The 15,199-nt window shown below is 44.0% G+C and carries 14 protein-coding genes; 2 read left to right on the forward strand and 12 right to left on the reverse strand.

All coding sequences use genetic code 11. The features are described 5' to 3' along the window. Window positions 1-5: 5 nt before the first annotated feature. The 12 genes from gspD to gspF all read right to left on the reverse strand — a co-directional run bounded on the left by gspD (window position 6) and on the right by gspF (window position 12,844). On the reverse strand, window positions 6-2,330 hold the full coding sequence (gene gspD, locus ACX6CI_RS21975) for a type II secretion system secretin GspD (protein ID WP_458775789.1): 2,325 nt from the start codon (window positions 2,328-2,330) through the stop codon (window positions 6-8). Between the two features lie 10 nt (window positions 2,331-2,340). Beyond that, entirely contained in the window at window positions 2,341-3,012 is a 672-nt protein-coding gene (locus tag ACX6CI_RS21980) for a type II secretion system protein N (RefSeq protein ID WP_458775790.1), read from the reverse strand. Between the two features lie 4 nt (window positions 3,013-3,016). Beyond that, window positions 3,017-3,892, reverse strand: a complete 876-nt coding sequence (gene gspN / locus ACX6CI_RS21985; RefSeq protein ID WP_458775791.1) for a type II secretion system protein GspN — start codon at window positions 3,890-3,892, stop codon at window positions 3,017-3,019. Next, window positions 3,892-4,473 (reverse strand): hypothetical protein, encoded by a 582-nt coding sequence (locus tag ACX6CI_RS21990; RefSeq protein WP_458775792.1) that lies wholly within the window; start codon window positions 4,471-4,473, stop codon window positions 3,892-3,894. The genes gspN and ACX6CI_RS21990 overlap by 1 nt, the downstream gene beginning before the upstream one ends. Window positions 4,474-4,483: 10 nt before the next feature. Continuing rightward, window positions 4,484-5,926, reverse strand: coding sequence for a type II secretion system protein GspL (gspL, locus tag ACX6CI_RS21995; RefSeq protein ID WP_458775793.1), 1,443 nt, complete (start codon window positions 5,924-5,926; stop codon window positions 4,484-4,486). Between the two features lie 3 nt (window positions 5,927-5,929). Further along, window positions 5,930-6,985, reverse strand: coding sequence for a type II secretion system minor pseudopilin GspK (gspK, locus tag ACX6CI_RS22000; RefSeq protein ID WP_458775794.1), 1,056 nt, complete (start codon window positions 6,983-6,985; stop codon window positions 5,930-5,932). A 3-nt stretch (window positions 6,986-6,988) separates the two neighbouring features. Beyond that, window positions 6,989-7,663: a PulJ/GspJ family protein gene (locus tag ACX6CI_RS22005; protein ID WP_458775795.1), complete on the reverse strand. Its 675-nt coding sequence runs from the start codon at window positions 7,661-7,663 to the stop codon at window positions 6,989-6,991. Beyond that, window positions 7,644-8,066 carry a type IV pilus modification PilV family protein gene (locus ACX6CI_RS22010; RefSeq protein WP_458775796.1) on the reverse strand — a complete coding sequence of 141 codons (423 nt, stop codon included), beginning with the start codon at window positions 8,064-8,066 and terminating at the stop codon, window positions 7,644-7,646. The genes ACX6CI_RS22005 and ACX6CI_RS22010 overlap by 20 nt, the downstream gene beginning before the upstream one ends. A gap of 16 nt (window positions 8,067-8,082) precedes the next feature. Further along, entirely contained in the window at window positions 8,083-8,604 is a 522-nt protein-coding gene (locus ACX6CI_RS22015; RefSeq protein ID WP_458775797.1) for a prepilin-type N-terminal cleavage/methylation domain-containing protein, read from the reverse strand. Between the two features lie 172 nt (window positions 8,605-8,776). Next, window positions 8,777-9,241, reverse strand: a complete 465-nt coding sequence (gene gspG / locus ACX6CI_RS22020) for a type II secretion system major pseudopilin GspG (protein WP_458775798.1) — start codon at window positions 9,239-9,241, stop codon at window positions 8,777-8,779. Further along, window positions 9,238-11,436, reverse strand: a complete 2,199-nt coding sequence (locus tag ACX6CI_RS22025; RefSeq protein WP_458775799.1) for a delta-60 repeat domain-containing protein — start codon at window positions 11,434-11,436, stop codon at window positions 9,238-9,240. The genes gspG and ACX6CI_RS22025 overlap by 4 nt, the downstream gene beginning before the upstream one ends. 184 nt (window positions 11,437-11,620) lie before the next feature. Continuing rightward, window positions 11,621-12,844 (reverse strand): type II secretion system inner membrane protein GspF, encoded by a 1,224-nt coding sequence (gspF, locus tag ACX6CI_RS22030; protein WP_458775800.1) that lies wholly within the window; start codon window positions 12,842-12,844, stop codon window positions 11,621-11,623. 535 nt (window positions 12,845-13,379) lie between these two features. Here gspF and ACX6CI_RS22035 point away from each other — a divergent pair. Beyond that, window positions 13,380-13,616, forward strand: coding sequence for a hypothetical protein (locus ACX6CI_RS22035; RefSeq protein WP_458775801.1), 237 nt, complete (start codon window positions 13,380-13,382; stop codon window positions 13,614-13,616). 541 nt (window positions 13,617-14,157) lie between these two features. Further along, window positions 14,158-15,153: an ExeA family protein gene (locus ACX6CI_RS22040; RefSeq protein ID WP_458775802.1), complete on the forward strand. Its 996-nt coding sequence runs from the start codon at window positions 14,158-14,160 to the stop codon at window positions 15,151-15,153. The last annotated feature ends 46 nt before the right edge of the window (window positions 15,154-15,199 follow it).

The raw sequence follows: 15,199 nt of genomic DNA on the forward strand, positions 1-15,199 counted from the left end.
ATTTCTTACTGTGTTGCGCTATTGTTCTCGAGGCGTTGAATCTGCTCCTGTGCGAGTTCCACGATGGTCCGACCAGTTGCTTCTGGATCACTCGACTTCTCAGCTAATTTTTCTGAGCCTGTTGCGACAACGGCCCGGTACATTACTAGAGCTTGTTGTGGATGCATTTCCTTTTCGTAGACGACTCCTAAGTTCATGAGTGCGTATGGGTTTTGAGAATCAATCTGAAGTGCTTCTTCAAAAAACTGTTTCGCCTCTAGAAGTTTACCTTCCATAAGTTTATCAAACCCTGTTGTCGTAAGCTGTTCTGCATGGATGGGGTTTTCTGTAGGGTGTAGTTCGTTTTTTACGGCAGGCAGGACTGCTCCAAGTTGATCTTCTTTTTTGAGAGTAACGGCGAATATCTCCGCAGGATTTCGGACAATACGAGGAGTGATAAAAATGAACATATTTGTTTTTCTATCTGTCGTTGAATGGGTTTTAAACAACCAACCTAGATATGGGATGTCGCCTAAGAGTGGTATTTTCCATTCACTTTCTGTAGCATCATGGCCAATAATACCGGCGATTACGATGGTATCCTGGTCTCGTAGTATAACTGTGGTCGTCGCTGTCCTTTTGAAAGTCGTCGGCGTCTCAGGATCAGCACCACTCTTTAATCTGACGACCTCTGTTTCAATTTCCAGTCGCAAGGAGTCTGCCTGGTTTATGTGAGGGGTAATTGAAAGTTTGGTGGCAACGTCTTTATACTCGTATTGTGTGTAGTTCTGTTCGGCTGCATTTGTGTTTTTGCTGGTAATGAATGGAACGGTTTGGCCAACAGATATCTCTGCTTTTTTATTGTCCATGGTGAGGATCTGGGGTGTGGAAATAACATTGACGTTGGAATCAGTTTTAACAGCGGTGAGTATTGCTGCGATGTTGGGAAAGGTGACTCCGCCAAGCTCAATGCCCTGCTTAAGGACCCCAAGAGAAAATCCCTCGGCTGTTAGAGAGGGATTTGATGGATCAATACCGTCAAGATAGGAGTATTTACCATCATCACTAAAACCTGTGGCTAGTGCACCTGTACTGTCAGAAAATTCACCTCCCGCTGCCCATTCCACACCCAAATCAAGGGTGTTGTCAACGTCAATTTCCATTATGAGCGCTTCGAGATAGACCATTCTTCTTGGAATATCTAATTTCTTGATCACATCCTCAAGAACAACATACTCATCCTTTGTTGCTGTGATGATAAGTGCATTGGTTTCCTCGTCCGCCATAATCGTTACATCTTTAGAGATGGCGGCAGCTTTACCTGTGGTGTTCTGCCCTTGCGGCTGTTTTTCGGGAAGCGCATTAAGTACTTTGACGAGTTCAGCGGCGGTGGCGTTTTGCAGGTAATACACGTGAATATTGCCGTCAGCTCGCTGTACTTTGGTATCTAACATGTTGATGAGGCTTTTGATACGCCCCATCTCACTGGAATTGGCAAGAACAATAATGCCATTGACGCGCTCATAGGGGACTACTTTGATTGATCCCCCACTGTTTGCTGATCCATCTTTGGCTGTGACTCTGGATTTCTGGTAGATCGTTGTTAAAATCTTTGCCAGCGCATCAGCGGAGGCATTTTGGAGTGTAATTACGGCAACCTCGTCTTCTCTTGATTCAACATCGAGCAGATTTATAATGCCCAGAAGTTTTTGAATGTTGGACATTGTCTCAGTTATGATCAACATGCCTGACGGGGTGTGGGCTATGATCACGGAAGTCTGTGAGACAAGGGGAGCCAGAACTTTTTTTAAGTCTGTAGGAGAACTGTATTTCAAGGGGACAATCTGGGTGACAATTTTGTCTTCCGGAGTTCCCGATATGCCGTTACTCAACATTTTCACGTTTTGTGAACGGGCCCGTGCAGATGGGAGGATCTTTGTAACCGCACCGGATTCAACCGTGGTAAAGCCATGCACTTCTAAAACAGACTCAAAGACTCTATATGCCTCATCAACAGAGATACGTGTTGGTGAGATGATAGTGACATTCCCTTGAACAGTTTTATCAACAATAAAATTTTTGCCTGTTAATTCACTGATAAACTTAATAAAGAGATGGATATCTACACTATCAAAATCGATGATAATGTGCTGTCCGCTGTGATTGTTTTTAGATGTGGTTTCAGCAAGAGGGCGTGGAAGCTCTTCAGTAAAGGCAGTCTTTGGGTACGGGCATAAGCTGAGGCAGAGCAGGATGAGGGGGACAATATATTGAAACCTGTTCATACGTTTTCCACCATACGTTAGTGAAACATTATCTTTTTGTGGAAGCTCAAGTTTATATCTATACATGGCAATGTCTTTAATTTTCAGTGGATCTTGGACTGTTTTGGGTGGCACGAGGCCTTCGAACTACCCGACGTCTTGGGACGGTTGTTGAATTAATATTTGTCGAATTGTTGTTTCCGCCAAGAGTTGCTGAGCGCGCTGACTTCTTAGTCGATGTCTTTGGGGGGACATAGCGGGCTCTCATCTCTGCGGCTTCACTCATATCAAGGAAGGCATCTTTCCCATCTATGGATAGAACGAGTTTCCCTCGCTGAATATCCTTAATGAGGGCTCCTTCTACAACCTCCCCGATACTGAACAGCTCTTGCTCTCTGGTGTTTTTAGTGAGGATAAATGCGCGATTACTATTGTCACTACCACTTATTGTTCCCATGAGAACAATGCCTAACTCTGCTTTATCCTGAGGAGCTGTTTCTTCAGCAGGGTTAGCCTGCTCAGGAGCTCTCTTGTCGTCTGGCCTACCAAAGAGATTTCTCTGTAATATTATGCGGTAATCAGGTCTTTTTTCTTCTCGTTTCCTTTGTGAAGCTACAGCTGTTGTTTTGTCAGTACGGACTTCTTCTTCTGATACGACCGGGGTTTGGAAGACAAAATATTCCAATGCCTGGTAGAAACCCTCAACTGAAATAATACTGAAGATCGTAATCAGGAAGAGTATAACTATATTTGAGCTCCGACCTTGCATAAAATCACCTACTAAATCTAAATGTCGGATTGGATAGTGTGCCGCCCATTTTAAACGGGAGACCATTTTTTCTAAAACGTTTTGCGTACTGTTTTACCATTTTCGCTTCCGCAGGGTGGCTTTGTAAAAATTCCTGTTTCGGTTCCAAAAGCCCAGATAGTCTTAAACGGCTGTCCTGTAACGAGTTCATTATGTTCAGACTTCCCTCAAAGCTGGTGTTGATGTTTTCCCCTTTGAGTTTTCCCTGCTGTAGTTCAAGATACTCTTCAAATGATATGTCAAAAGTAATCTTTTCAAAGTTGATGGAAGAAAGGGATAATACAGGTTGTATCAGATCAAAACTTCCTTTCGTGAGTGCGATACGAGCCTTACCGGTTCCCTTTGAAGGAGATACCATCTTTGCCTCATAGGTGCCTGATCCATCAAGTTTGCCTTGAACCTTTCTATTGGTGATACCCTGATCTTTTAATATTTCCTCAAGGTTGAGGCCAACGAGTACTGTATCTGTGAGAGTAAAACTGCTGGTCTTACGGCTAAATCTAAGGGTTGAATAGAGCCTGCCTGAATAGACCTCACCTGTAATTTTGAAACTATTCCAAAATTTCATACGGGGTCGTATTGCTATCTGATCCATCACAATGTGTGTTTGCTGCTCGCCTGTTGTCTTATGCAGGTCAACCCCTTTTAGAACCACTGAGATAGGGAAGTGATAGCGGATTTGTGTAATGGAACATGTTGTGTCTTTTAGTGCCTGGCCAATTTTGTTTTCACAGTATGATTTAAATTCTCCGCTTGGAAAGCGAATGTAGAGAAGTACCAGGGTTATTATAAATGCATACCCGATATATAAGAAGAATCGAGTCGATGATTTGACTGGCATCACTGTTTCTCCTCAAAGGTGATTATTTGTAAAATAGCATCGAGGGAACCTGTCTCAGAGCTATTTTCCTGGATTGAGATCCGTTTTACAAAAACCACATTCTCTTTTGATTCGATCAGTCTCAAAAAACCGACAAGGGACTCAAGGGTGATGAGCTGGAATTTCATTTCAACCATGGTCTCGTTTAGGCTGTCCTCGCCCTCTGTTACAGATGGTTTCATGTATTTGATTTGTTTTTTTACCTGAACTCGCTCTGCCTGCTGATCGAGAAAGGTGAACAGGGAAAAGGTTGGTCCCCGTTTATTGATCATCGCCTGAATAGTACCTTCTTCCTTTTTCAGAGTAAGGTATTCCTGCTGAAGTTCCTTAATTTCTACCAATTCTTGTTTTTTTCTCTCAGTAGATTGCTCCAGGCGGCTTTTGGCACTAACAACAGGGATAATAGCGAACCGAACAAACATAAAGCAAACAAGGAATAGTACTCCCCCTGCGAGAAATAGTCGTTCCCGGGCTTCAAGGTTTTGAAGTCCCGACTTATCCCAAAGTTTTTGCAGGGTTTGTTTGTCAATTAAGCGGTTCATATATTTGGTATCAGGTGCGCTGAATTTTCAGTTCAAAGCTCACTTCATCGCCCTTTGGGGACTGGTTTGCCGAGCTGATAGAAACACTCTTGAAAAAAGGTGATTTTTCAAGTTCTTTCTGGACGTTATCTACTGTGTTAAAGTCTACTGTGATGGCTTTTATCCGTATGACCTCTGTATCGGCGACCAGGCGGACAACAGTTACCTGGTAGGCTGCTGGTATACGGCTGGAAAGCTCTGCCATCAGTTCTATTATGGTAAGTTCTGAACCACTTAAACCCCCAGGCCTGTAGGTTGTTTTAATTTCATTATTTTTTACTGAAAGCTGTTGAATGGGGTTCACAATGCGTGTGACTCCAGGCAGAGTCTCCTTGAAAACCTGTACGATCTGCTTATTGAGTTCGTCCTGTTGGCTTTGTAGACTGGTGTAGGTATAGATCCAGTATCCGATGCCTGAAATAAGAATAGCAAGGGCAGGGACTGCAAATCTGAAAAACAGGGAGCGGTAGTCGCCTGGCGTTTTTCGCTTTTTGAAAGCCCCTTTACGAAAATTAAAGCTGTTCTGTTTAGTGGTTCGACTTTGAGCTAAAGTGAGAACCCTGTCCATCTCTTCAGGAGCATAAGATGATTCGATTTCTGGAGCAATTTTTATAAGGGGTTGTTGGCTTTGTATGTATAGTTTTACTACGGCATCTTCGAGAGTTGTGGATAAAATATCGGCAAGTCCCTGATAGGGAGAAAGGGTACCTGTTAAAAAGACTACGGACTGTTTGTTATGAATATCAAACATACCGGATATAAGAAGTGTCTGTTTGATATTGAGGGCAAAGTCGGTATTTCGTATCTCTGTATCTGTTGCAAAGATTTCAGGTGGAGTAGATATAGAGCGGATAAGGGCGATATTTGCTTCTTTGACCACAATCACAGTGGCCCAGCTGCTTCCGATATCAATAAGGATAAAGTCGGTCTCTTCACCGTGGGTCAGAGCAATCGCTTCTTCAACCCCGCTAATACCTATTTTTTCGGGATCTAACCCAGCACCATTGAGGGACGCCAGACAGTCTGTGAAGACCTCTTTGTCTATCATGGCCGCAAGGACCTCTGTCCCTTCTGGTGTTATCTTGCTGATCACAAAATCGATAACCAGATCGTCTACATCCACAGGAGACGCATCTGCCAGTTCGAGAGGCAGGATCTGTTCTATTTTACTTTTATCACTAAAGGGAAGCGTCAGTGTTCTGTAGGAAAAGAGTTCGGCACCAAAGGCAATTCGACTGCCACCTTCTGTAAAGCCAGTCTGTTCTTTGAGATCTTCTAAAAGGGAAGGAAAAGGCGCTGTCTCAAGACTGTTTTTGGCACAGCCTTGTACAACGGTCGCGTCTGTACTGTTGTCGATTGCAAGTGCGACGATCGTATCTTCGTGGATATCGAGACAAAAAATAGTGTCAGCCATTAATTACTCCACTTTTTTTCTCAAAATATCAAGCGTTCCCTCTTCAGTACGCTCTGCATCGGCCACCATAGTCCATGTAAGTGTATCAAATCGTCCGGTTGCAAATATTTGAAAATAGTGACTCTCTGTTGTTAATAAATCTGTATCAAGTTCTATATCGCCCGGCCATCCAATATTTACATACCAGCCTGTGTCACTCAAGTTGCTGCTATTATCTGAATCCCGTCTATACTCGTCAAACTGCTCTACCAGGCTGTCAGTTATGAGTGGATTCATTGCTTGTACAATAAGTGGGTCTGCGGTATTAATATTAATTTTCCCATCATCACCATACACTGTAAGCAGGTCGCGCAACCCCTTACTCTCCTTGGTTCCGTAAAAAATCTCCGGGGTGATTCCCCGTACAAGCAGAAGCTCTTCAAGGTTATAGATGAGGCCGTTTTTTGCAGCATATGGTTCATCCAGCGCCTGGTAGTAGCTGGTTTCAGCACCATGGTCAGATTCTTTATCGTCGTCATCAATCCAGTCAACAATTGCATCGATAATTTCTGTTACCTCTGTCTCATCTTCAATTCTAAACTGTTCCGAAAGGAGAATGTTTTTCAATATAGTACGTAAATCATCAGATTTACCACTGTTTTCCGCCTTTGTACCCGAATTTTCTGTTTCGACCAGACTGTTTACTTGTAGTTTCCCTGATAAATCTGCGATTGTTAACCGCAGTTCACCGGCTGGGAAGAGTGCATCGAAGTTTTCCTCCTCCAGTTGTGCCCATGGGTCGAGGAGTGAATCTGAAATGTTTTCACCCAGATCACTTTGAAGGGTGGCAAGAGCTATGTTAATCCCTGATTCTGTTATTGATTTTAACTGTAGGCCACGTTTGTAATTGTCGGAAACAATGAGCTTGTGCCAGGTCACCTTATGGTACTGTATGGTCACTGCTGCGAGCAGGCTTAGGGTCATGATAGTTATGAGCAGTGCCATACCGCGTTCGTCCCCACGAGTAGTAAACCCGCCAGCAGATAAACGTTTTATACAGAGCAGTTTTGGTCGCTCCATATTTTATTCCTCAAGTTTTTTGGCAAAAGCAACAGCCGTTTTGAAATGATTACCGCTTTCCTCTGTTCCTGAACCCTTAAAAACAAGTTCAATGGACACCATGGCGGGCAGCTCCGGGCCTGTTACGGTCCCGTCTGATTCTATTGTACTCTCTGTTTCCCAATTGGTTGTCTCCTCACCCTCGTCATTGAAATAGGTGAAACGGATTTCTTGCAAGCCGCTACAGAGAAGATACTCTGTGCCATTGGTGCCCTCAACGGTGGCACCTGGTTTTTTTACCGCATCCGAGCGAAGGAGCCGCATACTGTTGTCTGATTCATCGATTTCGGAGGTGTAGCTGATGACGGCGTCCCCCTTAATAACATCCTTTCTTCCAAGGGATATATGAGTGGAAGATATAAATGTCATGGAATCGCCTCTGCTGCCTGCAATATCCCGTTCAGTTCCTACCAGGTAGCCGCCTGGGCCAGTTACAATTGCGGTAATATCCTCTGTTATTCTCTCAAGTGCAGCGCGGGCTTTGTGGGATTCGTTCAGGGTTGCCTCGGACCCCTGAATGATATGGAAGGTGGACCTATAGGCCCCATATACACTAGCAATCACTATGGCAAAGATGAAGATCGCAAGCAGCAGCTCGATAAGGGTAAAGCCCTTTGTATTACTGTAACTTGAAGGCATAATAGGTGAGTGTGTAGCTGTAATTTGTCCCTTCCCAGGATACAGTCAAGAGAACCTGCTGGAGAGGATTTTGAATATTATCCAGAGCCTCAAAACTGTCGAGTGCAGCATCTGAAACCTCAATTTCCCAGGAGTAGCCCGAAAAATCATCTTCAAAATCCCCCTCGTCGCTTTGAAGTGGGATGAGCTGACTTTCAATCTCTGCAAGTTTATAGGAGGCAAGCATTGGAGCAATATTATTAAAATGTGCCTCGGTTGCAAGGGATAGACTCCGTGCCTGGGAGCCAAAAAGGGCCACAAGGGCGACTGAAAGAATTGAGACGGCAATCATCACTTCAAGTAGTGTGAAGCCCGTTTTAGTTTGTCTCAGGTCTGTGAGAAAGGGTAGTCTGAAATTACACATAACTCACTTTTAATAATTAGTTTGGGAGGAACTCTTCGCTAACTGTCATCGGGTCTGTAAATGGATTGCACTGAACTGAGAGGGAGTTGCCTGAATCATCTGAAAGTTGGATTGCTGCCTGTTCCATATATCCTTTTTTACTTATATAAAGTGTTGTTTCCCCCTTAGAGGATACTCCACTATCCTGAATCCATATTTTTGTAAGACGTACTGAATCCGGGAACTGTAGTTCCTGTGTGTCAGAATCGAATCCTTCCTCCGTAAGGTCCTCCTCCTCTTTCGTTTTTTCGACAGCCTTTTCATACCAGATTCTGTTTTCAATCTGGCTTAGGTGAAAGTAGTAGGGTTCCTGGCTACGAACCGCCTTCTGTCTCACCTCATTAATGGCACCGATCATCTGCCTTGCTGCGCTCTTAAGCGGGTTTGTGAAAAAGGCATTTCGTAGGGATGGCGACCCGATTGAAAGCATTATACCGATGAGAAAACAGACGACAATTAACTCCAGAAGTGTGAATCCCCTATTGCTCTGCGCGTCCAAAATTGTTGCCCCACCAGAAGGTGTTAGTGCTTTACTCCTGAACTTCTGTTTTAAAAACAGGTAGCGTAGACTCCGAGAAACTCAGGAACAATATTTAAAATCGTGAAGTTGTTTGTTGCCAACAAGTCACGTACCACGTTTATCGGGGGTAATCTCCCTTCCATTAAAAATATTAGTCAATTTCCCAATTGTTGACATCTTTTGCGTCTCCCTCGCCACCAGATTCTCCGTCGTTTCCATAGGCGCTGAGATCAAAGTCAGAGTTGAGTCCGGGGCTGAGGTAGATAAACTCATTGCCCCAGGGGTCGAGAGGGACCTTGCCTTTCTCCATATAACCTCCTGTTCTCCACTTTGGAGGAAGTTTGCCTGTGGTGGGTGGTTCGACCAGGGCCTGAAGACCTTGCTCGGTGGAAGGATAACTGCCGTTATCAAGCTTGTACATTTTTAAGGCTGTCTCAATGCCGCGGATCTGCAGGCCAGCCTTCGTTCTTTTGGCTTCTTCTGGACGGCCCATAATTTTGGGACCAATATAGCCAGCGAGAACCCCAATGATGACCAGAACTACAAGGAGTTCTATGAGGGTGAATCCTGAATCTTTTAGTCGCGAGGTTCGAGAGATACGCAGTTGTTTTTTCATGGGGCAGATACCTTAAAGGAAGTAAAATATTTTAAGCATAAAAGTAGAGTGAAGGCGAGGCCTGCACTACAACATAATATTTTTGTGATAAGTGTTGTTTTAACGAAAAACATGGCCAGAAGTATTGCAGGGAAAAGGGCGATTTTAACAATTACTTTCAGTGCGCTGCTGTCCCTGATACTGTCTGCAACAGGTGGAGAATATCTATAATAAAGGGTTACAAAACGTTCGCCAATACTATTGGTGAGCAGGTAATTGTCCCGGAACTGGCGTAACAAAACCACGTGTTTCTCAAAAATTGACCCATAGGCCGCAGTTGCTATAAAGCAGGCATCGTCCGTTGTAAATCTATACTCATTGCCGTAAATAATTGTGTCGTCGGAGAGTATAGCGTAGGCCCGGAGGTAATAGGTGGTTCCCGGTGTAATACCTTCAACATCACTTCTGTATGAGTCTGTACCATCACCATCGCTTGTATAACCCTGTCGCACGATATAAGAGCCTGAGTCTTCAGGGAAGATCCCCCCGCTCGAATCGTTGCCCGAATCGTCGTCGTCCGAGTCGCTCACGTCAACCGAGTCACCCGAATCGTCTGAGTCCTCATCTTCACTATACTCAGGATGTGCTGTTGTACCGTAGACAACACCTTTTTGGGTAATGGTTAACGTGTTGGTGTCCTCTGAAGCGTCGTCATCCTCTGAAGCGTCGTCATCCTCTGAAGCATCGTCATCCTCTGAAGTGTCGGTGTCATCTGAACTCAGTTGTGTGATTGAACCACCTGAGACGGCAGAAACCCGGGTTATGGAGCTGACAGATTTTGTGGTAAGACGAAACCCGGAGGTGACAACACCATTTGTTGACCCAATTGCTTCGCTGGATGATGAGTCACTGCTTAGCGAGTCACTGCCAGCAAATCTCAAAAGAGCAATATCCAGATCAGTTCCGTTAGAGGCTGAGCCGGTGGCGAGGAGGGTGTCATCATCTAGCGCAATGGCTGCGTTAGCAATATCATCGTTTTCAGCAATGTCTGTGGTGATGAATGTTACTGCGGTGAGCTGGTTCTCTGTATCTTCTTCAAGAGACAGTACAAAGATATCCTTGCTAGTCGGAGAGGTCATGAAGCCAACGGCTACAATTAAACCATTCTCGTTAAGCGATATATCGTTAATCGCGTTGTCAAGAGAGTAGGTTGTTGTGTAGGTTCCAGACGTTCCAAAATCTGACACAGTCGTGCCGTCATCTTCAAGTTTTCCGACAAATGCTTCGTCATATTCTCCATTGTTTATTGCGCCTGCAATAATAATGTTTCCATCAGAACCTTCTTCCATAGCATTGATAACCGATGATGTGCCGCCAAGTTCAAGGGTCAATGTGCCGTCTGAATTGTAGCTTGTATCGAGTACGCCTCCATCAGTAAGTTGTATAAGGCCTGCCTTTTGAGATTCATTTTCAGCAAAAGAGCCGCCACCAAGAATTTTATTACTACTGAGGACGAGTAAGCTGTTGATTTGTACATCATTTGACTCGTCTGTGTAGGTGGTATAACCGGTGTAGCCTGTGGTTGAATCGACATCACCAAAAGAGGCTGTGTCCAGGTCACCTTGAGTGTCAAGTCTTGCAAAAAATGCATAGCTCGTTGAATCATCAGGTTTGATGGTAGCCGCAACGACCACTTTCTCTTCGTCGGTGAGCTGTACTACAGTGCTGGAGATGTCCCCATCACCCTCCGAGAACAAAATAAAACCGTCGTCGCTAAATGAGGAGTCAAGATTACCTTCAGGCGTCAATCGTAGCACCGCCACTCTGGTGCCTTCAGTATCGTAGGAGGAACCACCAATAACGATATAGTCATCTTCTTGAACAGCAATGCTTCTTCCGATGGTATCTCCACTACCAAGACTGACTGAGTAGACTCCGTCTGAGTTAAAACTTGTGTCAAGGGTTCCATCTTCCATAAATCTGGAGACGATCAGGTTTTTAATGGCCCCGTTATTTTGGTAACCGGTAACAACTATTTTCCCATCATTCTGAATCGCGATGGCATGTGCTTCGTCATCACCGTATCCAAAATCCTGCAGGATATAGCCATCTTCTCCGAAAGAGGTGTCAATGTTGGTGGTCGCCGTTGCAAAGGTAGCAAGCAGGATGTGTATAAAGAGTGTCGCGATGCCAATATTTCGGTATATGTTCCTCATCTGTCATCTCTTATGTTGGTGTTTTTAACTGTTGGTCTCAGCTCTTATTTTGATTTTACCCTATTTTGCAGAGCTCTACAAAAATAAGATATGAATATTATAAATATTGAGGGGGGGAAAGAATCCTCCCCCAAAAAAATATTTTACTTAGAGCAGGAGCTATAACACGTTAGGAAGTTTCGGTCTATCCTATCATCTGGTTCATTTCGAAAATCGGCAGGAGGATCGATAGCACAACAAAACCCACAGCAAACCCCATAACTACAATCATGGCAGGTTCCAGGAGGCTGGTCATGGCCATGATGGCCGTTTCAACATCCCTTTCATAGGCATTTGAAACTTTTTTTAGCATGCTTTCCAGGTTACCACTCTGTTCTCCTACTGAAACCATCTGAACAAACATGGGCGGGAACCATGGAGAGTCGTCAAGTGCGACGGTCATACTCTGCCCTTTTTCAATCTGTTTCATGGCATTATCGACTACTCCAGCAATGTGGACGTTGTTTACGAGGGTCCTGATAATTTGCATTGAAGCCATGAGACCCACCCCGTTATCAAGCAGGCTACCAAGGGTTGAGGCTATTCTCGCAAGGATAATCTTTTGTATAACGGTACCGACAACTGGGGTTTTGAGTTTGAGGAGGTCCCAGCCCCTTCGTCCAAAATCTAGACTGATAATAAAGCGAAAAGCTGTGAACAGAATTACAAACAGGATTGGTAGAATCCACCAGTATGACTTTAAGAAGTCACTGAGAGATATAAGAAAAAGAGTTGGGAGTGGAAGGGCCTTGTCCATCTCGTCAAACACCTGGGTAATATTTGGCACGATGTAGGTGATGAGGAGGAAGAGAATAGCTGTACCGATAACAGCCATGAAAATTGGATAAACAAGAGCGGCCTGAAATTTGGCCTTAAGGGCTTCCTGTTTTTCACTGAATTCGGCAAGTCGTTCAAGTACGATGTCAAGTGATCCGGAGGCTTCACCAGCCCTCACCATATTAATGAAAATACTTGAGAAAACTCCCGGATGTTCCCCAAGGGCTGAGGTCAGGGTGTTACCCTCGTTTACTGAGTCCTTTATCTGAGCAATGACTTTTTTAAGAGCGGCGTTACGTGTCTGTTTGATGAGGGACTCAAGAGCCTCTACAAGGGGGATGCCTGCACCCATCAGCGTTGCCAGTTGCCTGGTTATATTACTGACTTCTCCAGGCTTAATTCTACTAAAGAGTGTAAATCCCTGGCCACCCGAACTTTTGCCACCCTGTTTATTTGTGCTGGCGGTTATGGATACGGGAAATTTCCCCTGGGAACGGAGTTTTGTCCTGGCGTGGGATTCACTATTGGCATCCACTATACCTTTTAGTTTCTTCCCTTTTGCGTCGAGTGCACGGTATTCAAAAATAGGCATAGGTCATTAATTGTATGGTTAAAACCTTTGAAAATTACTCGCAGTCTTCACGTATCTAAAGTTGCCGCTTACCTGTTGTTTATTCATAAACCTTATGGAGTTACTTATATCCCTCAGGTAAGCGAAAATTCCGAGAGGGCGGTGTGCAGAATCTCGGTTTACTTCCCACTTCAGGGGTAAAATGAACAGAGTCGTTGAGATGCTCAAGTGTGATCACTTCTATAGCCTTATGCTAAGAATATTTTGCAGGAATGACAATAAGAAATAGCGATAGTGTAAGTGGACTATGGATTGCCTGGGGGTGTTTTTGAAGAGAATCCAAGGCAGAATTGACAACTGCAGGGATATTGTTTTGCTAGAGTATTATCTCAAAATGTTGTAACTGAATGGGTGTATGTAAGGGTTTGGTAAGTCTCTGGAGTTACCTGTATTATGCTCTTGCTCGACGTGCCCTTATCGACTACTGTCAGCCTGCGAGGCAATGGAAATGAGGTAAACTTTTGTATATTACAATTGAACTAACGAAGGGCGTACCATGAAAAAAATAATTATTGCACTTGTTATAGCAGGGGCAGCAGGCTACGGCGTTTTAAACTATCATTTTATACTGTTTGATAAAAGCTTCAAAATTTTGAAGAAGTCAGCGGTCCAGTATGAGAATACATTTGTAGATGCACGTGGTGCCAAGAAGCTGGAACTCGCACTAAAGCCTGATCTCATTTCTGCAGGTATACAGGATATTCTTAAGCAGCTCGAGGCTCCATCTCACTAGTCTGCAAAAATTGTTCGATCTTTTCCAGTAATAGATATGGATTACCAGATATGAGTACCATGAGTACCTATTGGTTAAGTGAGACAGTCATTTGTGCCAAGCATTTCCAAGCGCTGTACTGTATTTTCAAAAGGATATCTACGGCAAGGGTGTCATCCACAGAAGAGTTCTTTTCTTGCTGATTTTGATAATACCTGTATCTGCTTTCTGGTTGTTTATATCCTGTAACCCCAATGGTATGGTAACCTGGAACATCGATCCTTTACCCGTTTCACGTTGAACTTCTATATTTCCTCCCGAAGTTTTACTGAAGGTTGGTGACTATATTTTTAACTGATCCCTTGTGAAAAGAGACATGAAAAATAGAAAGTTATCTGCAGACACCTTATTGACGAGTGAATCTCTTATGGCATTTTGTAACTAATAATTTTATCATTTACCTGTTATGTCTTTTTTTTCCTAAAAAAAGGATTCCTGTAATGGAGGGCTGTTGTGTCGTTTTCTCTCGCACTCTAAACATATTGTTGTTGGCATAGGATCTATGTATACACGCTATTTTGGTCTCACTGAAAAGCCTTTTGCTATAACACCCAACCCACGGTTTCTCTATATGAGTGAACTGCACAGGGAGGCGTTAGCCCATTTACTCTATGGGATAAACAGTGAAGGCTGCATCATTTTATTGACGGGTGGGGTTGGAACCGGAAAGACAACAGTCTGTCGTTGTCTACTTGAGCAACTACCAGAAACAACTGATGTGGCGCTGGTACTCAACCCAAAGCTTACCATTGGAGACCTGCTCAAGACAGTATGCGAGGAGCTGGGTATTGGCATTGTTTGTGAGCAGCCAACCAATAAAGATTATATTGATGGGCTGAATAACTATCTGTTAGAGGCCCATGGAAAGGGCCGAAATACGGCTGTTATTATTGATGAAGCCCAGAACCTTGACACCGAAGTCCTGGAGCAGTTGCGATTACTTACTAATCTTGAGACAGATACTCAAAAATTGCTACAGGTGGTTCTTGTCGGCCAGCCTGAGCTTCGGGATATTTTAAAGATACCGGCACTATCTCAGGTGAGCCAGCGTATTACAACCAGATACCATTTAAACTCACTGCAGCCAACAGATGTAGCGGCTTACATACGGCACCGAATCTCCGTTGCGGGGGGGGACCCAAGAAGTCTTACCATTCCTGCGAATGCCATTAAAATAATCAATAAATATTCCGGTGGTGTGCCACGTCTCATAAACGTTATATGCGATAGGGCACTTCTTGGAGCCTATGCTGAAAATAAGGCATATATTGATGCGCAGATAGTAAAAAAGGCTGTTAAGGAAGTGATTGCTGCAAGCGGTAGTCGTTGGGAGTTCAATAAAATACTGGTTGTTGCAGCTATTACTCTCTTTGTACTGTTGGTGCCTCTCTCATTATATTTGGCCTTTAACCGTGATAGTGGATTTTTTGAAAAGCAGATAGATCGATTTTTCCCGGAAACGGTGGTCGAGATGATTAAAGAAAGAGATGGCAATTGAGTGGTGGCGAAAGACCTGTTGATATTTTTTAAAGATCGTCTGTGTA

The organism is Desulforhopalus glucosivorans (genome assembly GCF_054397165.1).